This window comes from Vibrio sp. R-1 (assembly GCF_035615595.1).
Classification (GTDB): Bacteria; Pseudomonadota; Gammaproteobacteria; order Enterobacterales; family Vibrionaceae; genus Vibrio; species Vibrio cholerae.
The window spans coordinates 47,758-69,304 of record NZ_WPDC01000010.1; the positions used below are offsets into that span (position 1 = coordinate 47,758).

Genomic DNA, 21,547 nt, shown 5'->3' on the forward strand with positions numbered 1-21,547 from the left:
GCATTACAGTTTGATAAGCGTTTGCTTAGCGTTCAGTTGTAGCGCACTTTGCTGCTTTTCCGTTAACACATTGGCTTGGATTTTCTCTGTGCTTGGGAAATATTGGAACCATTGGGTATTGATCTGTTTGAGCTGATCGACGGCTTCACAGTGGAACTGATATTGAGCAGTGAATGAGCCGTGTTGATGCTCATCATGGTCATGCCCTTCGTGCTCATGCCCTTTATGGTCGTGTTCTTTGTGATCATGGTCCGCGTGTTTATCAGCGGCATGATCATGACCTTTATGCTCGTGGTCTTTATGACCATGCTCGCCTTCACCGTGCTGATGCTCGTGTTCTTCCCCTTCACCATAAGCGTGGCTGTGTTGGTACTCTTCGCCACCTAAAGTGTGTTTAATCAACACTTCACGTTTTTCGCACTGTGCTTTATCACTGAGTGCAAATAGCTTCTCTGGGTGATGCAAGGTCTCTAAAGCTTTTTCGAGCGCTTGTTTTTGCGCGTCATCTTGAGGGGCGTGTTCAAAACCGACTACATCGGCTCCCGGTGCGGTGATTTCCAGCAGCAGGTCATGGCCATCTTGAGCAATGTTCAGTTCAACTTGGCCATGCACATGAGCCTCGTGCTGACGATGTTGATGGTCAGAGTGATGATCGGCCAATACGTTGCCAGAAAGTGTCGCGCCAACCATCAGCGCAATCATTGTTGGGTAATGCATGAAAAACTCCTAATAAAACAAAAAAAGAAACAATCGGTTTGATTTGTTTTATGCCGCAGGTGGTGAACGAGCGAAATAGGAGTGCAGCACTTGAGCGCGTTGGATAGGTTGTTCAACCCTCGCTTGTGGTGGATTTTGACGCCAACTGGGCAATATCCACTGACTGGTTTTGAGGCCATGTGCCGCGCTGGCAAACAACTGACAATCATGCTGTAAATGATGTTCAGGATGCAGATCAAGTTGGTGATCAATCACGGCCACGTTAAACCAAAGCGCCAGCACCACAGAGAGCATAGCCACTATGGATAAGCGAGTTGGACGTAGCTGAGGTAACGACATAGCGTGTGCGACCAAGAGTGATTGAAAACCGACAGTGATTGAGGCTTGTTATAATATAACAAGTCACAAATCAGGCAAGCGATGATTCTGATGAGTTTGTATGCAGATGTCTCTCAGTCAACGGGTGAGCAAGTTAGTCCTTACTCACCCGATGTAATTGATGGATGAATGAAGGCATCCTCTTCCTGCTTGAAGCTGCAGCAGTGTGAGCTGCAACGTCAAGTCGTTTGGGGCGATTACAGATTTTGCTGAATCAAACCCAGTACGGTTTGAATGTCCGCTTCGTTGAGCGCCCCTTCTTTCACAAACAGCACGTTACCTTGTTTGTCTTGCACTATGATCGCAGAGGATTCCGCTTGTAGCTGCCAGGCTTGGGCAACGAGACCAAACTCATCAAGCACCATAGATGACCAAGGAAACTCTTTTTTGCTGTCTTGCGCGGACGATTTCACAAAAGAGCTGGTGCCCCAAATGGCATCGTCTTGATTGATGATGGTGGTGGTTTGGTAACTCTCGGCTGGGAATTTCGCGGCGGTGATCGCGGCCATCAGTGGCGCATTCATCTCTTTTGAACTGCTACGGCCCGCAATCGCTTGAATGACGCGTACCTTGCCAAGTAGATCCGCAGATCGCCATTTTTGATAGTTGATGTTATTGTCTTGTAGGACGATTTCACCGTGCTTTTCGACACCAACCGCAGGTACCGGTGAGCCGACAGTCAGGTTGTGTGCGAAAGCGAGAGTGGGAGAGCATGCTAAGAGTAAGGCGATAAGTGTTTTATTTTTCATGGTTTTGTTTCCTCAAGTTGAGCAAACAAAGGTATAGCACACAAATGAGGGGAAAGAGAAATTCCCCTCATTGAGATGTCTTTAGAGTGTGGAGTGTGGCGGGAAACAGACTCCTGTACCGCCGAGCCCACAATAACCATTCGGATTTTTGGCCAGATATTGCTGATGGTACGTCTCCGCGAAGTAATACGCTCCTGCGGGCAGAATCTCAGTGGTAATCGAGGGACGATGTTGCGCCGTCAGCAGGGCTTGATAAGCCGCTTTTGAGGCTTCTGCGATTTCGCGCTGATCTTCACTGAAAGTGTAAATGGCTGAGCGGTATTGCGTTCCGCGATCGTTGCCTTGACGCATGCCTTGCGTGGGGTCGTGACGCTCCCAAAATGCGCGGAGCAGTTCAGTCAGTGGCAGGCGTTCTGGATCAAAAATGACGCGCACGACCTCGGTATGGCCAGTTTTTCCACTGCACACTTCTTCATAGGTTGGATTGGGCGTAAAACCGCCCGAGTAGCCAACGGAGGTAGAGATCACTCCGTCCAGTTGCCAAAACAGGCGTTCAGCGCCCCAAAAGCAGCCCATACCAATCAAGATTTGTTGTTGACCGGATTGTGGCGCGGCAGTGATCGAGCTGCCATTGACGAAATGCGTATCGTCAATCGACATCGCAGTAGTACGACCGGGTAAGGCGTTGTGTGCCGTAACCATGGTTTGTTTGTCGAGCATGATGTTTCCTTACTGAAGTGGTGGCGCTGTCTCTTTGAATATCGCAAGCAGCAACGCCCTGATTATCTTCGATACAGACCGGAGATTTAACGGTTTTCGTACAGACGCAGGGTTGCATTGACGTTATGATGCGTCTGTAGCAAAAATGTCACCGTTGTATAACGAGTCTAAATCAAGCATGAGACGAAAATCACTTCCCGCTTTAATCTTGCTATGGCTGTTTTCAGCCGTATCTTACGCCGATGTGAAGCTCGAGATCACTGGAATAAGTGGCGCAGAGAAAGATAACGTGGAGGCGTATCTCTCATCGATCGCAGCACAAGACTATTCCACCAGTCTGCGTTTTCAATCTCAACTGGAAAGAAGTATGACCGAAGCGTTGAATGCACTCGGCTACTACCACCCCAGTATCGATTTTACTGTCTCTGAAGATAACCAGCGTTTACGCGCCGCAGTGACCTTGGGCGAAGTGACCCGTTTGAGCGAGGTTGATATTGTGATCCGCGGTGAAGCCGAAGGCGATCGCGATTTTCAACGTTTGATCCGCCGCAGTGGTTTGAGAGTGGATGCGCCGCTTAATCACAGTCTGTATGACAACCTCAAATCGGGCATTCGTAACTTGGCGTTGCAAAAGGGCTATTTTAATGGTGATTTTCAGGCCAGCCGGCTGGAAGTGATTCCAGAGCTGAATCAAGCTCGGGTGATTTTGCACTTTGATAGCGGGATCCGTTACCTGTTTGGAGCGACCACGGTCGAAGGCAGTCAAATCGATGAAAATCGCGTGATGTCGCTGCGCCCTTTCAAACAAGGCGAGCCTTATTTGGTGTCGCAAGTCGGCGAGTTTAACCAAAATCTTTCCAATACAGATTGGTTCTCTTCGGTGTTTGTTGAGCCGGACTTATCGCAGTTGGATGAGGGGCGTGAGTTGCCGATCAAGGTGACCTTAGCACCGCAAGCACGCAATCAACTGGAAACCGGTTTAGGCTATTCCACGGACGTTGGAGTACGTGGTTCATTAAAATGGAAGAAACCTTGGGTGAACAGCCAAGGGCACAGTTTTGACAGCAGTTTCTCTCTTTCTATACCAGAGCAGACCATTACGGCGGGTTACAAGATCCCACTGGAAGATGCGTTAAATGAGTACTATCGCATTCAATACGGGATGAAGCATTTGGACAAGCGTGATACCGAGAGCTTGGAATCTAATCTATCACTTGAACGCCATTGGCAGTTGGATGGCGGCTGGCATCGCACGGTCTTTATTCGTTATCTCTTAGAGAATTATCGTCAGGGTTTACAAGATGATAACAGCCAATTTTTATTGCCGGGGATGACGTATACCCGTACGCGGACTCGTTCCAACAGTGGTTTACTGACTTGGGGCGATAAACAGACGATTACCTTGGAATATGGCGATCCAGCATTGCTTTCAGAAACACGGGTATTGCGTTTACAAACCGGATCTTCTTGGTTACGAACTTATGCGCGCAATCACCGCGCCTTAGTTCGCGTTGATGGTGGAGCCAACTTGGTGGATGAATTTGACCAACTCTCGCCCTCGCTGCGTTTCTTTGCCGGTGGTGATAACAATTTGCGCGGGTACGGTTACAAGTCGATTTCACCGCAAGATGCCAGTGGCGCCTTGACGGGGGCGAAATACATCGCCACCAGCTCAATCGAATATCAATACCGTTTAACCGGCAACTGGTGGGCGGCGATGTTTATGGATGTTGGTGATGCGTTTAACGATAATCCTGAATGGAAGAAAGGGGTCGGTACTGGGATCCGCTGGATTTCGCCCGTTGGCCCTATTCGGCTCGATTTCGCATGGGGGCTGGATGCCGCGCCGGGCGATGAGTTCAAAATCCACTTCACTTTAGGGCCTGAATTATGATCAAACGGGCGTTAAAGTGGACCAAATGGCTCTCTATGTCGCTGTTGGTGTTAGTGATCTTGCTGGTGTTGGCTTTGGCGGGGGCGCTGTTTACCAACCCCGGTTTGCATGCGGTTTTGTGGGGCGCGCAGCAAGCATTGCCGCAGTTGAAAGTGGAGCAAGCGCAGGGCGCACTGTTTCCGCGTTTTACTTTGCAAGGGGTCGATTATGCGGATAGTGAGCTTAATCTGAGCTTTTCTGTGCAAAAGCTAAGCTTGGCGATTAACCCCAACTGCTTATTGGAACCCAGTATCTGTATCAATGAGCTGGCGCTATCTGGAGTCAAGTTAGATCTCCCCTCATTAGCAGAGAGTGAACCGACACCTGATGAGCCGGATTCTGAGCCGCTGGGAGACATTTCCACGCCCATCCCGATTCGCTTAGGTCAGTTAGCGCTACAAGATATTGAATTAAATATTCTGGGTAACCGAGTGGCGTGGCAGCAATTGACCACGCGAGCGTCTTGGCAAGGCAATCGCCTGCGTATCGGGCAAACCGAGTGGCAGGGGATCCGTCTTGCGTTAGCGGAGAGTGAAGCCTCAACCGAACCCGAGGCGGTTCAAGCGGCCACCTCTGATAGCGCAGAACCTTTGCAACTGCCAGATGTGATGATCCCGCTGCACATTGAGTTAGCGCGTTTCGATATTCGTGATTTTCGTTTAGAACAAGAGACGCCGATCATCGTCAATCATCTAGCTTTGCAAGCGACTGCCGCGCAGCACGACGTCTCTATCTCTAGTCTTGAGCTGAGCATGCCGGAGCTGGATGCGCAATTGAACGCACAAGCGACGCTCAGTCAAGATTATCCCATTCAGTTAGAACTGCGCAGTCAAGTGAATCTTGCTGATTTTAAAGGCCAAACCTTATCACTGGCCGCGCAGGGCAGTCTTGCGGATCTCACTGTACAAGCCAATCTAGACTCGTTAGCTCAAGCACAGTTGAACAGCCACTTTAATCTGCTGGATGCCGATATACCGTTTGATCTGCAACTGAGTCAGGTGAAAGCGCAGTGGCCCATGTTGGGGGAAGGGGATTATCACGTTGAGGTTCCGGAGTTAAGCATTCAGGGCTCCTTGGCCAAGTATCAGTTCGCCTTGCAGGGCGCGCTACAGGGCAAAGATTTACCGAATGTGAGTTTAGCCCTGCAAGGGCATGGCAATCTGGATGAAGTCGCGTTGCAATCACTTAAAGTTGATACGCTTGGCGGCTTAGTGACGGGCAATGCTGTGGCAAATTGGAAAAATTCGCTCAATTGGGCCGCTCGTTTAAACCTGAAAAATATTCAGCCCGGTCTGCAATGGCCTGAAGCAGAAGGCAAGATCAGTGGTGAGCTTGATACCTCTGGCGCTTTGACTGAGCAAGGTGGCTGGCAAGTGGAGGTTTCACGCTTAGCCATTAAAGGGGTATTACGTGATTATCCGCTTAAAATGTTAGGCGAACTCAGCGCCTCCGATGTCCAAGGGCAAGGGGATATCGCGTTACAAACTAAGGGCGTTTCCTTAGTGCATGGGCCGAACTCCCTCACCGCTAAAGGCCAGTTGAGTAAGCAGTGGCGGATGTCGGTGGAGTTGGATGTTCCGGATTTGAGTAAATCCCTGCCCGATGCGAAAGGCAAAGTGATTGGCGATGTTCTGCTGCGAGGTGATCTCAAACAGCCACGGGTCAAATTGGTGCTGGATGCTGATAGCTTGCAATGGCAAGAGTTAGGCTCGATTGGGCATGTCACTTTGCAAGGAAATCTCGTGCCACTGCCTGAGCCTCAAGGCGAGCTCACCTTACAAGTGCGCGATATTCAGTACCAAGATCAACGAATTGATACTGTTGATTTAAAAGCACAAGGCTCTCAGAGAAAACATGAGGTGACACTCGATGTCACCTCTGATCTCGCTTCGACCAGCTTGGCGATGAATGGCCGATTGCGTACTGAACCCACACTGCGCTGGCAAGGTGAGCTGGAGCGCATGTGGTTAAATTCACCGCAAGGGCAATGGTTATTACAACAGGCGACCGCTCTCTCCTTTGATCAGCGAACGGAGCGCGTGACCGTCGCCGCTCACTGTTGGGTGCAAGGGGAGGCTTCGCTCTGTTTAGAAGAAGAGGCCGAGTTAGGGGCGCGGGGTGAGACGCGCTTAGCGATTAAGCAGTTTGATTTTAAGCAGCTCGCCGGTGTCCTGCCTAAGGAAACCAAACTCAGTGGCGGCTTGAATGGCCAAGTGTGGGCTAAGTGGGCTCCGAAAGCGGCGCCGCAGTTGCAAGCCAATCTTGAGTTAACCCAAGGTCAGGTAACGCAAAAGCTGAATAAAAGCGTGACGTTTGGTTGGGATAAAGCGCAATTTTCTGCCCAATTGGCGAAAAATCAGCTGCAAGCCAGTTGGTTATTAGATGCAACCGATAATGGTGATCTCTCGGGCAATATCCAAATTGCCGATGTGCGCGCTGAGCAGAAAACCATGCTCGGTTCACTTAACTTAACCACGTTTAATCTGGATTTCTTGCAACCGTTGATTGGTGAACTTAGTGAAGCGAAATCCAATATTAATGCCGATGTACAATTTCATGGCCCGATGCTGCATCCGCAATTGAACGGTGAAATTGCGATCAATGATATTCGCGTAAAAGGTGAGATCTCGCCGGTTGATGTGCAATCCGGTCAAGTGTCACTTAAATTTAATGGTTATCAGGCAGTGTTAAATGCCGATATCCAGACCACCGATGGTTTGCTGGAAGTCGATGGTGATGCCGATTGGCAACAGATAGAGGATTGGCGACTCAAAGCGCGAGTGCATGCTCCCTCAATGATGGTTGAGCTGCCACCCATGGTGCGAGTCAAAGTGATCCCTGATTTAACCTTGACCATGCAGCCTCAACTGGCACGCGTGACGGGTAATATAGCGCTGCCGTGGGGGCGAATTGTGGTCGAAGAGTTACCGCCGAGCGCGATTGGGGTATCGAAAGATCAAATTTTGCTGAATGCGGATTTTGAGCCACTGACTGACAAAGAGCGGATCCCGTTTAGTGTGGAGAGTGACGTCAATGTGCAAATTGGCGACGATTTCCAACTCAGTGCTTTTGGTCTACAAGGTAACTTAGTCGGACGTCTCAATGTGGCGCAAAAGGATAAAGGGCCGTTTATTTTGGGTGAGGTGAACATTCGCAATGGTCAATACCGCTCATTTGGACAAGATCTGCAGATCAAAGAAGGGAAGATCTTGATGAATGGCCCGGTGGATCAGCCGTATTTGGCGATCACTGCGATCCGTAATCCCAACAACACGCAAGATGGCGTGGTTGCTGGGGTGCGAGTCAGTGGACCCTCGGATGAGCCGTCACTCACCATCTTCTCTGAACCTGCAATGCCACAAGCCAATGCGCTGTCGTATTTGTTGCGTGGACAAAATATTGATGGGGAAGCCGGGGGCAACGCCATGACCACCACCTTGATTGGTCTGAGTTTAGCGCAGAGCGGTAAACTGGTCGGCGAGATAGGCCAAGCGTTTGGTGTGCAGGATCTGCAACTGGATACAGCAGGTTCTGGGGACGATTCGCAGGTCACGGTCAGTGGTTATATTCTGCCCGGCTTGCAAGTGAAATATGGTGTAGGTATTTTTAACTCAGTCGGCGAATTTACTGTGCGTTATCGCTTGATGCAGGATCTGTATTTGGAGGCCGTCTCCGGTGTCGACAGCGCCGTAGATCTGCTCTATCAGTTCGAATTTAACTAAGGAGAGAGATGTGCAGCACCTCGTTTTTGTGTATGGCACTTTGCGTCATGGAGAGAGCAACCACACGTATTTACAACACAGTCAGTTGCTTGGTCAGTTTGAAACCAAACCTGAATACGCCTTGTATGATCTAGGCGCGTATCCCGGATTGGTGGAAGGGCATCAATCGGTGCATGGTGAAGTCTATCTCGTGGATGAACACACTTTAGCGCAGCTGGATATTTTGGAAGATGTGCCCGTCGAGTATCGGCGTGACACGATTGAGACACCGTTTGGTACCGCGTGGATCTATATTTATCAAGAGACCCATCGCTTACATTCGCTGATTGATTCCGGAGATTGGTGTCAGCGTGTCTAGTTCTGACCTACAAAGAAAAAAGCCAGCTGAGCTGGCTTTTTTATGCTCAAAACGTGGGCTTATTTGTTTTGCGCACGCTCGTAAGAGCTCAGGATTTCAGCGCGAGCAGAAGCGGCATCTTCCCAGCCATCCACTTTTACCCACTTGCCTGATTCCAGCTCTTTGTAACGCTCAAAGAAGTGGGTGATCTGTGCTTTCAGCAGCGCTGGCAGATCGTTCACGTCTTGGATGTGATCGTACTCTTTAGAGATCTTGGTGTGCGGTACCGCAACCACTTTCGCATCTTCACCGGATTCGTCCGTCATCTTTAGCACGCCAACAGGACGGCAACGGATCACAGAACCTGGGATCAGAGGGTATGGAGTTGGAACCAAAACATCTACTGGGTCACCGTCCAGTGACAGAGTGTGGTTCACGTAACCGTAGTTACATGGGTAGAACATAGGCGCTGACATAAAGCGGTCTACGAATACTGCGCCAGACTCTTTGTCGACTTCGTATTTGATTGGGTCAGCATTGGCAGGGATTTCGATCACTACATAGATATCATCAGGCAGTGATTTGCCCGCTGGCACATTGTTTAAGCTCATTAACGGTTTCCTTTTCTGTTAGCCGGACTTCAAATTCGGGATTTATTATTATTCAAGTTTGCCTATGGCGCAAAATGCACCCGTCAGCGAAGGGGTGAGTTTACTCTCAAAATAAAGGATCCCCAAGTGACAAAGAGAAAAAGCGCCGCACAGGGCGGCGCGAAGTGGCTTAGTCTGGGTAAGTCTCTAAAAACGTTTCGACTTTATGCACCATGTTTTTTGAGCCGACAAAAAACGGTACGCGTTGATGCAGTTCGGTGGGTTTGATGTCCATGATGCGACGCGCCCCATCCGAAGCAAGGCCGCCCGCTTGTTCAATCAAAAATGCCATCGGGTTGCACTCATAGAGCAGACGCAATTTACCATTCGGATGGCTTTGCGTGCTTGGGTACAAGTAAATACCACCTTTCAGTAAGTTACGATGGAAATCCGCCACCAGCGAACCAATGTAGCGTGAAGTGTAGGGGCGTCCTTCTTCTGGCACATTTTCTTGGCAGAATTTGATGTACTTTTTCACGCCCGTTGGGAAGCGGATGTAGTTACCTTCGTTGATCGAGTAAATCTTACCGTTTTCCGGAATACGCATATTCTCATGCGAGAGATAGAAGGTGCCAAGCGAAGGATCGTAAGTAAAACCGTTCACACCATTGCCCGTGGTATACACCAGCATGGTGGATGAGCCGTAAATCACATAACCGGCAGCGACTTGTTTATTACCCGGTTGCAGAAAGTCCTCCTGCGTCGGCGGTGTGCCAACTGGCGAAACGCGGCGGTAAATCGAGAAAATTGTCCCAACCGATACGTTCACATCGATATTGGAAGAGCCATCGAGCGGATCCATCAACACCACGTATTTGGCATTTTTGTTGAGCTCTTTACTGAATGCGACCGCTTCATCTTCTTCTTCACTCGCCACACCACACACCTGATCGCGTGCTTCCAGTGCGGCTTTGAATTTTTCGTTGGCATACAGGTCGAGCTTTTGTTGCTCTTCCCCTTGAATGTTGTCATTGCCTGACGCGCCAATGATATCTGCCAGTCCCGCTTTATTGATTTCGCGGTTGACGATTTTGGCGGCCAAACGAATTGAGGCTAAAAGAGAGGAAAGTTCACCGCTGGCGTGGGGGAAATCATGTTGTTTTTCAACAATAAATTCACCGAGGGTGCGCATTTTCTGCATGTTGGTTCCTTAACACTATTGGGTCGGGGGTACGCCCATTTGTTGACCTAAGGTTAGTGAAGTGCAACAAACGGGTTGAGCAAGATGATGGGATCCTCTGATGGAATCGATTGCGCTATGCACCTTGTCTGTAGTGAATTGTAAAACTTAGATCTTTTTACGGGTATTGAACTAACCGACGGAGATCTCACTTTGATTGTCGACCATTTCGAATTTACACCACGCTGAACTGCTGCACTCGCTTTTGCGTAGCGGATCGGGATAATGGAGCCATTCCAATCGCACAGTAAAAAGGCTGGGTTTTTATGCACATTCATATCTTGGGAATTTGTGGCACGTTCATGGGCGGCGTTGCGATGTTAGCGCGTCAATTGGGTCATAAAGTCACCGGCAGCGATGCCAATGTTTACCCGCCAATGAGTACCATGTTAGAGGCGCAAGGCATCGAGATCATTGAAGGTTTTGACCCTGCTCAACTTGAGCCCAAGCCTGATCTGGTGGTGATTGGCAACGCGATGAGTCGTGGTAACCCTTGCGTGGAATACGTGCTTAACCACAACCTGCGTTACACCTCAGGCCCACAGTGGCTACAAGATTTTCTGCTGCATGATCGCTGGGTGATCGCGGTATCGGGAACGCATGGCAAAACCACCACTTCAAGCATGATTGCTTGGGTACTGGAGCATTGCGGCTATCAACCGGGTTTCTTAGTCGGTGGTGTGTTGGGGAATTTCGGTATTTCTGCACGTTTAGGCGAAAGCATGTTTTTTGTGGTTGAAGCTGACGAATACGACAGTGCTTTTTTCGATAAGCGTTCTAAGTTCGTGCATTACCATCCGCGCACTTTAGTGATGAACAACCTAGAGTTCGATCATGCAGACATTTTCGATAACTTAGAGGCGATTAAGCGCCAATTTCATCATTTGGTACGTACTGTGCCGGGCAACGGTCGCATTCTTGCTCCTAAGCAAGATGAAGCTTTAGCTGATGTTTTACAGCGCGGCTGTTGGAGCGAAACCGAGTTCAGTGGTGAGCAAGGTGAGTGGCAAGCAGAAAAAATTACCGTCGATGGTTCTCAATTCCATGTTTTGCTGAAAGGCGAACGTGTAGGTCAAGTGAATTGGAGCTTGGTGGGCGATCACAACGTCAGTAATGCACTGATGGCGATTGCTGCAGCGCGTCACGTCGGGGTTGCTCCAGAGCTGGCTTGTGAAGCGCTGGGGCTGTTTGTCAACACCAAGCGCCGCTTAGAGCTGAAAGGTGAAATCAATGGGATAACGGTGTACGACGATTTTGCCCATCACCCGACGGCAATTGAACTTACGCTCGGCGGTTTACGTAACAAGGTGGGTGATAAGAAAATCATCGCCGTACTTGAGCCGCGCTCTGCCACCATGAAGCTGGGCGTGCACAAAGAAACCTTGGCCGCTTCGCTGCACAGCGCCGATTCGGTTTATCTTTACCAGCCGTCTAACATTCCTTGGTCGGTGGAAGAGGTCGCGAAACAGTGTCAACAGCCTGCGCAAGTGAGCGCCAATATGGATGAATTTGTGGCTATGATTGCCAAAGAAGCCCAAGCCGGTGACCAGATTTTGGTGATGAGCAACGGTGGTTTTGAAGGCATTCATGGCAAGTTGCTCGCGGCACTGCAACAGAAATAATTTAAGGTGAGCATGAACAACAATCGAACCATTACACTGGCTTGGACTGGCGCTTCCGGAGCGCCATACGGGCTGCGCTTATTGCAATGCTTGTTAGCGGCGGACTATCAGGTGTACCTACTGATCTCTTCGGCGGCGCGAGTGGTGCTGGCGACTGAGCACGGCTTGAAGCTGCCCGCCAACCCTGAAGCGGCGCAAGCGGCTTTGGTGGAGCATCTGGGCTGCGCCAGTGATAAGTTGGTGGTGTGTGGAAAAGAAGATTGGTTTTCGCCAGTGGCTTCCGGTTCGGCAGCCCCCAAGCAGATGGTGGTGTGTCCATGCTCGGCAGGCAGTGTGGCCGCGATTGCCCATGGCATGTCTGATAATCTGATTGAACGCGCCGCTGATGTGGTGCTGAAAGAGCGTGGACAACTGCTGTTGGTGGTGCGTGAAACGCCTTTCTCCACTTTGCACTTAGAAAATATGCTTAAGCTCTCGCACATGGGCGTGACCATCATGCCTGCTGCGCCGGGTTTCTATCATCAGCCACAATCGATTGACGATCTGGTCGATTTTATGGTGGCGCGCATTCTCGATCATCTTGGCATCGAACAAGCGCTCGTACCGCGTTGGGGCTATGATCAACGCGTGCGCGGCGAGTAATGACATGGACAGTCGCGATTTTCCGCTACTGGTTAATTACAAGATTTCCCATTACAATCCAACCCACTCACGGGGGGCCACCCATTCATCCGAATGGCGCTGAGATCAAGCACTGCTTGGGACCCGCAATGACTGCGATGTTCGCGGTTGAACCTGAACCAGATAATGCTGGCGTAGGAATTGAGCTAGGTTTGCAGAATGGAATAATGGACGATTCTCTGCCTCTCTCAAGCCTGTGCCGCTCATTAAGGAGAGCGAGCCTTGAAATTTCAACTGACTGCGGTTGCGTTAGCAACCCTATGTGTTGCCTCTGCAGCGTCTGCTGCACCAACCCTCACCGTTTACACTTACGACTCTTTTGCCGCCGATTGGGGGCCCGCTCCAGCGATTGAAAAAGCGTTTGAAGCACAATGTGGCTGCGATCTGCAATTTGTCGCGTTAGAAGATGGCGTGTCGATTCTTAACCGTCTGCGTTTAGAAGGCAGCAACAGCAAAGCCGATGTGGTGCTGGGGCTCGATAACAACCTTATCGAAGAAGCCAAACAAACCGGATTATTGGCGACCCACAGTGTGGATACCAGCAAGGTGACTCTGCCCAATGGCTGGAGTGACAACACATTTGTGCCTTACGACTATGGCTATTTCGCTTTCGTCTATAACAAAGAGAAGCTGGCTAACCCGCCAACCAGCTTGAAAGAGCTGGTGGAAAAACGTGATGATCTGAAAGTGATCTACCAAGACCCGCGCACTTCAACGCCAGGGCAAGGTTTATTGCTGTGGATGAAATCTGTCTATGGCGATCAAGCGCCACAAGCGTGGAAGCAGCTGGCGAGCAAAACGGTTACTGTGACCAAAGGTTGGTCAGAAGCTTACTCTATGTTTCTCGGTGGAGAGGCGGATCTCGTGCTCTCGTACACCACTTCGCCGGCCTATCACTTGATTGCAGAAAATGACGCACGTTTTGCCACGGCGAATTTTAGCGAAGGGCATTACCTCCAAGTGGAAGTGGCCGCCAAAGTCAAAAGCACTAAAAATGGCGAGCTGGCGGACAAGTTCCTGCAATTTATCCTGAGTAATGAGTTCCAAAGCGTGATCCCAACGGGTAACTGGATGTATCCAGTGACGGCGGTTGAACTGCCCAAAGGGTTTGATACTTTGGCGGTACCCACACAATCTCTTTCCTTCAGCGCACAGGAAGTCGCGCAAATGCGTAAGCCATGGATTCGTGAGTGGCAGCAAGCGCTGAGCTTCTAAGGTTAAGCGTTGAATCGAACTCCTCAATTAGGCTTTTGGGTCGCGGCGGGTGTCGCGACCTTTGTCCTCGCTGCATTAGCGGCGCTGCTCTGGCAAGCGCCACCGCTCAATCTGAATCTGATCTGGCAAGATGCCTATTATCGGCATGTTACCCAGTTCAGCTTTTATCAAGCCTTCTGGTCAACCGTGCTCAGTGTGGGGCTTGCGATTCCAATTGCTCATGCCCTCAGTCAGCGCCGTTTCCCCGGTCGTGATTTACTACTGAAACTGTTCGCGATGACGCTGGTTTTGCCCGTGCTGGTGGCGATTTTTGGCTTAATCGCGATTTACGGTAATAGTGGTTTTTTGGCCAAAACGCTGCACAGTGTCGGGCTCCCGCTGCCGTTTTCGATTTATGGTTTAAACGGTATTTTACTCGCCCATGTACTGTTTAATTTGCCTTATTCCAGCCGTTTGCTGCTGCAAAGTTTAGAAGCGATCCCCAGTGAGCAGCACAAGCTGTGCGCCCATCTCGGCATGAGCCGTTGGCAAAAGTTTAAGTGGGTCGAGTGGCCACGCTTGCGTCAGCAACTGCCGCACGTTGCAGGCTTGGTGTTTATGCTCTGCTTTACTAGCTTTGCAACCGTGATGGCGCTCGGCGGCGGGCCTAAAGCAACCACCATTGAGCTCGCGATCTACCAAGCGATCAAATTCGATTTCGATCTGCAAATTGGCGCGTTATTGGCGATTTGGCAGATGTTGCTGTGTACTTTACTGACTTTTACCCTGCAGCGTTTTTCCCATTCCCGACCCATGAACAGTGCTGCGAGCAAGGTGACTGAGCGTTGGATACGTGATTCATGGCGCGCCAAAGTTTGGGATACGAGCTGGATTGTCGCCGTATGTGCCTTGGTATTGCCACCATTATTGATGGTGGTGCTGGCAGGGCTCAATTCAAAGCTTGGCAAGGTACTGACGAGCGGCGATTTTTGGTCGGCAGTCAGTCACTCTTTGCAAGTGGCGAGCTTAGCTAGCAGCTTGGCTCTGGCCAGTGGAATCGCGATGTTACTCACCAGCCGAGCCTTGCGGTTGAAAGCGGCCCATCGCCGCGCCAATGGCGTGGAGTGGATCGCGACGTTAATTCTGGTGACGCCGGGATTAGTGGTGAGTACCGGACTCTTTTTACTGCTGCGTAATATCACCGATGTGTTTAGTCTAGCTTACTGGATTGTGGTCGCAGTCAACGCGCTAATGGCGCTGCCTTACGTCGTAAAAACTTTGAGCCAACCTATGTGGCACTTGGCTCAGCAATATGAATTGCTGTGCGCCAGTTTAGGCATGTCTGGTTGGCGTCGATTTCGTTTAGTGGAGTGGCGCGCGCTGCGTAAGCCTCTCTCCCATGCGTTTGCGATCGGTTTTCTGCTCTCGATGGGGGATTTAAGCGCAATTGCCCTGTTTGGTAGCCAAGATTTTCGCACTCTGCCGCTCTATCTTTATCAACTGCTCGGCAGCTATCAGATGGATACCGCGGCGGTCGTCGCGTTGGCCATGCTGATCATGAGTGTGGGTTGGTTTTATGTGATTGAGCGGCTGTTTGCCCAGCGTCCGCTTACCAAACGCTAATAAGGAAAAGCATGTTAGCTCTAGATAAAGTGCGTTACGAATATGAGCACGAATGGTTTGAGTTTGATCTGAATGTGGCTGATGGCGACATTGTGGCGCTGATGGGACCCAGTGGCGCGGGTAAATCTACCTTGCTCAGTCTGGTGGCGGGATTTATTGAACCGGTGAGCGGCAGCATCAAGGTCAATGATCAGTCGGTGCTTGGTTTGGCTCCTTATCAACGCCCCTTTTCGATGCTCTTTCAGGAGCACAACCTGTTTGCCCATCTTACCGTGCGTGAAAACATCGGCTTAGGTTTACATCCTAGCCTCAAATTGAGTGCTGATCAGAAACAGCAAGTCGTGCAAGCGGCAGAGCAGGTTGGGATCTGCGATTATCTCGACAGGTTGCCTGAGCAACTTTCAGGCGGGCAACGTCAGCGAGTGGCACTCGCGCGCTGTTTTGTGCAGCCAAATCCGATTTGGTTGCTTGATGAGCCTTTTTCGGCACTCGATCCTTTATTGCGAGAAGAGATGCTTGCGCTAGTGAAACAGTTAGCCAGTGAGCGCAATCGTACAGTGGTGATGGTAACGCACCATTTAACCGATGCGCGTGCGATAGCCAGCCAAATCGCATTTTTGAGCCAAGGTAAAGTGAAGGTGGTGAGTGATTGTCAGGCGGTGACGGCGCAGCATCCTCATCCTGAACTGGCTCAGTTTGTGGCAGCGGCGCTTAATGAGTCGAACTCACTATGAAGTAAAAGAAAAAGGTTAGCTTGCGCTAACCTTTTTTGAGGATCTCTCTGAGTGGATCAGGATGGCGTGATGCCTCGCGTTTTATTCCGCTGAATCCAGATCGTCTTCACTCTCTTCTTCGATCTCTTGTTTTGCCAACATCGCTTCTTTGAGCAGTTGGAAGATCTCGCGAGACGATTTCGGCGGCTTGTTGCCCGCTTTTTCTTTGCTGGCTTGACGCGCTAACAGACGCAGACGTTGACGATCCGCTTCTGGGTATTGCTCCATCGCCACTTCAATCGCGCTATCGCCTTCGGCAACGATGCGATCACGCAGTTGCTCCAGTTTGTGCAGTAATGCAGTGGTTTGCGAGTGCTTGTTACGCAGTTTATCCAGTGCCGCTTGCAGTGGCTCTGGGTCAATATGGCGCATCAGTTTGCCAATGTATTGCAGTTGGCGGCGACGAGCTTCGTTTTTAAAACGCTGCGCATCTTTGATCGCTTCAGCCAGATCTTCTGGCAGTGGGAATTTGGCTAACGCGGAAGGTTTTAATTCAACCAGCTCTTCGCCGAGCTTTTGCAAGGCTAGCATGTCATTTTTCATTTCGGTTCTACTGACCCAAATGATCTCTTCTTCCTCTTCCCAAGGGGCTTTTTGGTTTTTACGTGCCATCTTCTTCATCATGATGAGTTACTTATGTCGGCTATTTTAGCAAGAATCGTGGGGAGAAAGCGAAATTCTTGTTATCCTAATAACATCAATAACCAATGGTTGAATGAAATATGGATGTAAAAGAGCGAGTTGCGCTGCAGCGTCAAGAGCTGGAAGCTGCGGTTGCTAAGGCATTAGAGCTTGCTGCGGCGAGTTCGGATGCGGCTGAAGTGGCGATCACCAAGAGCACGGGGTTAAGTGTTTCGACCCGCATGTGTGAGGTTGAAAATGTTGAATTCAACAGTGATGGTGCACTTGGAATTACCGTTTACCGCGGTCAACGTAAAGGCAGCGCTTCAACATCGGACTTGAGTGAAAAAGCGATTCGACAAACCGTATTAGCCGCGCTGGATATTGCCCAGTACACCTCGGCCGATCCTTATGCTGGCCCTGCGCCGAAAGAATTGATGGTGCAGGATATTCCTGATCTTGACCTCTTCCATCCTGATGAGCCGAATCCCGATGTGGCGGCGCAAATTGCCATTGCGGCAGAACGTGCGGCGTTAGGTTACAGCAAGAAAATTAAGCAAAGCGATGGCGGTAGTTACGATAGCCATTTCGGCATTCGTGTTTACGGCAATAGCCATGGTTTATTGGCTAGCTATGCCTCTAGTCGCCACAGCATTAGCTGTAGTGTGATTGGTGAAGGCCGCAACGGTGAAATGGAGCGTGATTACAGCTACACCGTGGCGCGTCATCGTGACGATTTATGGACGCCAGAAAGCGTGGGTTTGCAAGCGGCGGAAAATACGGTGAGCCGTCTGGATCCGCAAAAGCTGAAAACGGGTCAGTTTCCAGTGATGTTTGCGGCAGATGTGGCGACAGGCTTAATCGGTCATCTGGTGATGGCGATCAGCGGTGGCAACTTATATCGCAAATCGAGTTTCTTACTCGATCATCTTGACAAAACCATTCTGCCGACGTGGTTCAATATCAGTGAGCGCCCGCATGTGATGCGTGGTCTGGCCTCCAGCCCATTTGATAGTGAAGGGGTTCGTACTCAAGATTTGGAAATCATCACTGATGGTGTGTTGGCAACTTACTTACTGACCAGCTACGCCGCGCGCAAAATGAACATGACCCCAACCGGTCATGCGGGTGGCATTCATAACTGGTATGTGAAATCGACCGGTCAAAACTACCAACAGATGCTCAAAGAGCTGGGCACCGGCTTGCTGGTGACGGAAGTGATGGGACAAGGCGTGAATGTGGTGACGGGGGATTACTCACGTGGCGCTGCTGGTTTCTGGGTAGAAAATGGTGAAATTAAATACCCTGTTTCTGAAATCACCATTGCGGGTAACCTCAAGCAGATGTTGCAGCAGATTGTCGCAGTGGGCAGTGATATCGAAACGCGCTCCCAGATCCAAACGGGTTCTATTTTGATTGAATCAATGAAGGTCGCGGGTGAGTAAGCTCTGAGCCATTGAATGAAAAAGCCGACAGAAAGTCGGCTTTTTTGTCGAATCAATTTGGGAAATCGGACATTAACTGGCCAGCAGCAAAGTGGCTAGACCGAGAAAAACGGATAAACCAATCACATCCGTGACAGTGGTGAGCGCCATCCCGCCAGCGAGAGCGGGATCGATGTTCATCTTTTTCAGCAAAATAGGAATGCTGACTCCAGCAATGCCAGCCACGATGAGGTTGGTCATCATCGCTGCGGAAATGATCCCGCCAAGCATCCATTCACCTTTCCACACCACGACGATGGCTCCGATGATCAATGCCCAGGTAATGCCATTCAGTAGGCCGATTGCCGCTTCTTTCATCAGAAGTTCGCGTTTGTTACTGTCACCGATGTGACCGAGTGCCAGCCCCCGAATCACCAGAGCCACGGTTTGGTTACCGGCCACGCCGCCCATGGATGGCACTATGGTCATCAGCACAGCAACCGCCGCCATTTGTTCGAGAGTCGCTTCAAACATGTTCGAAACCGAAGCCGCAGCAAGAGCGGCTAGCACGTTGGCCCCAAGCCAAATACTGCGTTTGCGCGCCGATTTGACGACAGGGGCGAAGGTGTCTTCATCATCATCCATACCCGCCATACTCATCATCGAGTGTTCGGCGTCTTCACGGATAATATCGACCACGTCATCGATGGTAATACGGCCAACCAGATGTTGGTTTTCATCCACCACAGGGGCAGAGACCCAGTTACGTCGCTCGAACAGATTGGCGATGTCGGAGTCTTTCATATCGACTTTGATCGCTTCGTCCGCATCGTCCATCACTTCACTGACCGGCACATCCGGTTGGGTGGTGAGCAGAGTGACAAGAGAAAGATGGCCAATCAGTTTGCTTTCATCATCAATCACATACAGCGCATCGGTGGCTTCGGGTAGTTCGCCTTTCATACGCAAATAACGCAGCACGACATCGACGTCCACATCGGCACGGATGGTGATCACGTCGGTGTTCATCAGACCGCCGGCGGTATCTTCCGGATAGGACAGAGCGGTTTCGACCCGCATTCGATCCGCAGCATCCATTTGGGACAGAACTTCGCGTGACACATCATCCGGCAAGCTACGCAATACGTAGGCGACATCATCGATGTCCATACCTTCGGTCGCTTCGGCGAGCTTCTCCGGTGCCATTTTCGACACCAGCGCGTCCTTAACGTCTTCATTCAGCTCGTCAAGGATCTCACCGTAATCTTCCGGGTCAGTCAGTTGCCACAACACCTCACGCGCTTTACGTGGTGAGGCTTCCAGCAGATGAGCAATATCTTCTGGCTCCATGTCCTGCAGTTGGCGGCGGACATGAACAAAGCGGCCATTATCTAAGGCTTCAGTGATTTCTTGGAGGGTGAGGTGAGCTTGGTCAAATTCGATCTGCTCGGCCATGGCTTCCCCCTAGGTTGGAATTGGAATAATGGTCAGCATGGTAACTTAATTTACCCGCTTATTTAATAAGATCTTAGTAAGGAATAAGGATTTCTTTACTCTTCTTTGCCTTGATAGGACAGGCCGGTGGGGCGGCGCGATAGGTGGCTAGTGAGGAGCCTTACTCATCTTCATCAAATTTTTGTTCGATAAGCTGACAAACCGCTTGTAGAGCTTGTTCGGCTTGCGAGCCTTCGGCGGAGATCACCACGTTTTGCCCTTGTGCCGATTCCAGCATCAGTAACCCCATCACACTGTCGGCGGTTGCTTCACGGCCATCTTGGCTCTGTACAGTCAATACTGCATCAAAGGATTGAGCCAGTTGCACCAGTTTAACCGCTGCGCGCGCATGCAGGCCAAGGCGGTTTTGGATCAGCACGGTTTGGCTTAGTTGCGGCATAGGTGCTCCTAGGATTGCTGTTTTTCCAATGAAGTATGGCGGATCTGTACTTGATGACCAAGTTGCGCGAAATATTCACCCAACTGCTGCGTCAGGTAGACCGAACGGTGCTTGCCTCCGGTACAACCAATAGCGATGGTCAGGTAGCTACGATTATTTTTCTCAAGCATGGGCAGCCAGTATTCGAAGAATTTTTGGATCTGTTGTTTCAGCTCCATCACTTCGCTATGACCTTCCAAGAAAGATTTGATCGGAGCATCCAGTCCTGTCAGCGGGCGTAGGTCAGGCTCCCAATGGGGATTGGGGAGAAAGCGCACATCAAACACGTAGTCGGCATCGGTTGGTAAACCGTACTTAAAGCCAAACGACTGAAACACCATCACAAGGTCTTTGCGCTCACGGCCTTCAATCCGCATTCGCACCGTTTCGCTCAGCTCATGCAGCGACTGGTTACTGCTGTCGAGCAACAAGTCTGCCTGCTCTTTGAGTGGGCCAAGCAGCTGTTTTTCTAACTCAATGGCTTGGGCAAGTGAAGGCTTGCTTTGACTGAGAGAGAGGGGATGAATGCGCCGCGTTTCACTGTAGCGTTTGAGCAAGGTCTCTTTACTGGCGTCGAGAAACAGCATGCTGACATCGTTGTTCTGCTTGAGCTGGTCGAGTACATCTTGTACCAAGCTTGGCTCTTTGGGCAGATTGCGGATATCAATGCTAACCGCCACGTTTTGTTGACTGCCTTGAACCGACTGGATAAAGGCTGTCAGCAGGCTGACGGGCAGGTTATCGACACAGTAGTAACCAAGGTCTTCGAGTACTCGAAGAGCGACGCTCTTACCGGCTCCCGATTGTCCGCTGACCACGATCAAACGCATACTGTTTGCCTGCTATTGGTTAACCATGATGTTGTACAGCTCTTGATCGCTGGCTGCGTTACGAAGCTGTTTGAGGATCTGTTTATCGTTGAGGCGTTCTGCCATGCAAGCGAGGGTTTTTAAATGCTCTTTGCACTGATCTTCTGGAACCAGCAGGGCAAACAAGAGATCCACCGGACGATTATCAATCGAATCAAATTCAATCGGCTCTTCACACTGCAATAGCACGGCGACGGCGTTTTCGCTGTCGGACATGCGTGCGTGTGGGATGGCTATCCCGTTACCAATACCGGTACTGCCCATTTTTTCGCGGCTTAACATGCACTCGAACAATTCGGTGGCATTCTGGCCAGTATGAAGGGCAGCGATTTCGCTGATGATTTCTAGTGCTCGTTTCTTACTAGAACATTGGACTGCACTTTTGGTGCAGTCCAATGAAAGTACTTCGCTCAATTGCATG

At 50.4% G+C, this 21,547-nt stretch carries 20 protein-coding genes; 9 read left to right on the forward strand and 11 right to left on the reverse strand.

Annotated features, from left to right (window positions below; translation table 11 throughout):
* Nucleotides 1-3: 3 nt before the first annotated feature.
* From zrgA to msrA, 4 genes are all read right to left on the reverse strand, one after another.
* A complete protein-coding gene (gene zrgA / locus GOU96_RS03915; RefSeq protein ID WP_267781223.1) occupies nt 4-717 on the reverse strand; it encodes a zinc uptake protein ZrgA in 714 nt (237 codons plus the stop codon).
* A gap of 48 nt (nt 718-765) precedes the next feature.
* Nucleotides 766-1,056, reverse strand: a complete 291-nt coding sequence (locus GOU96_RS03920; protein WP_161783423.1) for a DUF2607 domain-containing protein — start codon at nt 1,054-1,056, stop codon at nt 766-768.
* Between the two features lie 236 nt (nt 1,057-1,292).
* On the reverse strand, nt 1,293-1,844 hold the full coding sequence (locus tag GOU96_RS03925; protein WP_000792388.1) for a YtfJ family protein: 552 nt from the start codon (nt 1,842-1,844) through the stop codon (nt 1,293-1,295).
* A gap of 81 nt (nt 1,845-1,925) precedes the next feature.
* The gene (gene msrA / locus GOU96_RS03930) at nt 1,926-2,564 is read right to left on the reverse strand and encodes a peptide-methionine (S)-S-oxide reductase MsrA (protein WP_000884805.1); all 639 of its coding nucleotides are present in this window, start codon (nt 2,562-2,564) and stop codon (nt 1,926-1,928) included.
* A 178-nt stretch (nt 2,565-2,742) separates the two neighbouring features.
* Between msrA and GOU96_RS03935 the strand changes: the two genes are divergently transcribed.
* Genes GOU96_RS03935 through GOU96_RS03945 form a run of 3 tightly spaced genes read left to right on the forward strand, consistent with a single transcriptional unit; the run spans nt 2,743 to nt 8,577 of the window.
* A complete protein-coding gene (locus GOU96_RS03935; RefSeq protein ID WP_230609895.1) occupies nt 2,743-4,458 on the forward strand; it encodes an autotransporter assembly complex protein TamA in 1,716 nt (571 codons plus the stop codon).
* Nucleotides 4,455-8,219: a translocation/assembly module TamB domain-containing protein gene (locus tag GOU96_RS03940; RefSeq protein ID WP_267781220.1), complete on the forward strand. Its 3,765-nt coding sequence runs from the start codon at nt 4,455-4,457 to the stop codon at nt 8,217-8,219. Before GOU96_RS03935 ends, GOU96_RS03940 begins: the two co-directional genes overlap by 4 nt.
* Before the next feature lie 10 nt (nt 8,220-8,229).
* Nucleotides 8,230-8,577, forward strand: a complete 348-nt coding sequence (locus GOU96_RS03945) for a gamma-glutamylcyclotransferase family protein (protein ID WP_001164258.1) — start codon at nt 8,230-8,232, stop codon at nt 8,575-8,577.
* A gap of 59 nt (nt 8,578-8,636) precedes the next feature.
* Here the strand turns inward: GOU96_RS03945 and ppa are convergent, their stop codons facing one another.
* Both ppa and fbp read right to left on the reverse strand, forming a co-directional pair.
* Nucleotides 8,637-9,167, reverse strand: coding sequence for an inorganic diphosphatase (gene ppa, locus GOU96_RS03950; RefSeq protein ID WP_000056163.1), 531 nt, complete (start codon nt 9,165-9,167; stop codon nt 8,637-8,639).
* 169 nt (nt 9,168-9,336) lie between these two features.
* Nucleotides 9,337-10,347 carry a class 1 fructose-bisphosphatase gene (gene fbp, locus GOU96_RS03955; protein ID WP_001171118.1) on the reverse strand — a complete coding sequence of 337 codons (1,011 nt, stop codon included), beginning with the start codon at nt 10,345-10,347 and terminating at the stop codon, nt 9,337-9,339.
* Between the two features lie 305 nt (nt 10,348-10,652).
* On the opposite strand from fbp, the gene mpl reads away from it, so the two are divergent.
* The 5 genes from mpl (at nt 10,653) to thiQ (ending at nt 16,240) form a co-directional block, all read left to right on the forward strand.
* Complete coding sequence (mpl, locus tag GOU96_RS03960; protein ID WP_267781218.1) at nt 10,653-12,008, forward strand: UDP-N-acetylmuramate:L-alanyl-gamma-D-glutamyl-meso-diaminopimelate ligase; 1,356 nt, start codon at nt 10,653-10,655, stop codon at nt 12,006-12,008.
* Between the two features lie 12 nt (nt 12,009-12,020).
* Nucleotides 12,021-12,650 (forward strand): flavin prenyltransferase UbiX, encoded by a 630-nt coding sequence (locus GOU96_RS03965; RefSeq protein WP_001063919.1) that lies wholly within the window; start codon nt 12,021-12,023, stop codon nt 12,648-12,650.
* A gap of 261 nt (nt 12,651-12,911) precedes the next feature.
* Nucleotides 12,912-13,904, forward strand: a complete 993-nt coding sequence (gene thiB / locus GOU96_RS03970; protein WP_267781216.1) for a thiamine ABC transporter substrate binding subunit — start codon at nt 12,912-12,914, stop codon at nt 13,902-13,904.
* A gap of 9 nt (nt 13,905-13,913) precedes the next feature.
* Nucleotides 13,914-15,506 (forward strand): thiamine/thiamine pyrophosphate ABC transporter permease ThiP, encoded by a 1,593-nt coding sequence (gene thiP, locus GOU96_RS03975; RefSeq protein WP_267781214.1) that lies wholly within the window; start codon nt 13,914-13,916, stop codon nt 15,504-15,506.
* Between the two features lie 11 nt (nt 15,507-15,517).
* Nucleotides 15,518-16,240, forward strand: a complete 723-nt coding sequence (gene thiQ / locus GOU96_RS03980) for a thiamine ABC transporter ATP-binding protein (protein WP_042989269.1) — start codon at nt 15,518-15,520, stop codon at nt 16,238-16,240.
* Between the two features lie 81 nt (nt 16,241-16,321).
* On the opposite strand, the gene yjgA is transcribed toward thiQ, so the two are convergent.
* Nucleotides 16,322-16,891, reverse strand: a complete 570-nt coding sequence (gene yjgA / locus GOU96_RS03985) for a ribosome biogenesis factor YjgA (protein WP_000101588.1) — start codon at nt 16,889-16,891, stop codon at nt 16,322-16,324.
* Between the two features lie 110 nt (nt 16,892-17,001).
* On the opposite strand from yjgA, the gene pmbA reads away from it, so the two are divergent.
* Entirely contained in the window at nt 17,002-18,345 is a 1,344-nt protein-coding gene (gene pmbA, locus GOU96_RS03990; RefSeq protein ID WP_042989268.1) for a metalloprotease PmbA, read from the forward strand.
* Nucleotides 18,346-18,417: 72 nt separating this feature from the next.
* Here pmbA and mgtE read toward each other — a convergent pair whose 3' ends face one another.
* The 4 genes from mgtE to ptsN all read right to left on the reverse strand — a co-directional run bounded on the left by mgtE (nt 18,418) and on the right by ptsN (nt 21,546).
* Complete coding sequence (gene mgtE, locus GOU96_RS03995) at nt 18,418-19,779, reverse strand: magnesium transporter (protein WP_000840452.1); 1,362 nt, start codon at nt 19,777-19,779, stop codon at nt 18,418-18,420.
* 160 nt (nt 19,780-19,939) lie between these two features.
* Nucleotides 19,940-20,218: an HPr family phosphocarrier protein gene (locus GOU96_RS04000; protein WP_001135899.1), complete on the reverse strand. Its 279-nt coding sequence runs from the start codon at nt 20,216-20,218 to the stop codon at nt 19,940-19,942.
* Nucleotides 20,219-20,226: 8 nt separating this feature from the next.
* A complete protein-coding gene (gene rapZ, locus GOU96_RS04005) occupies nt 20,227-21,087 on the reverse strand; it encodes an RNase adapter RapZ (protein ID WP_001237198.1) in 861 nt (286 codons plus the stop codon).
* A 12-nt stretch (nt 21,088-21,099) separates the two neighbouring features.
* Complete coding sequence (gene ptsN, locus GOU96_RS04010; protein WP_001177163.1) at nt 21,100-21,546, reverse strand: PTS IIA-like nitrogen regulatory protein PtsN; 447 nt, start codon at nt 21,544-21,546, stop codon at nt 21,100-21,102.
* Between the last annotated feature and the right edge of the window lies 1 nt (nt 21,547).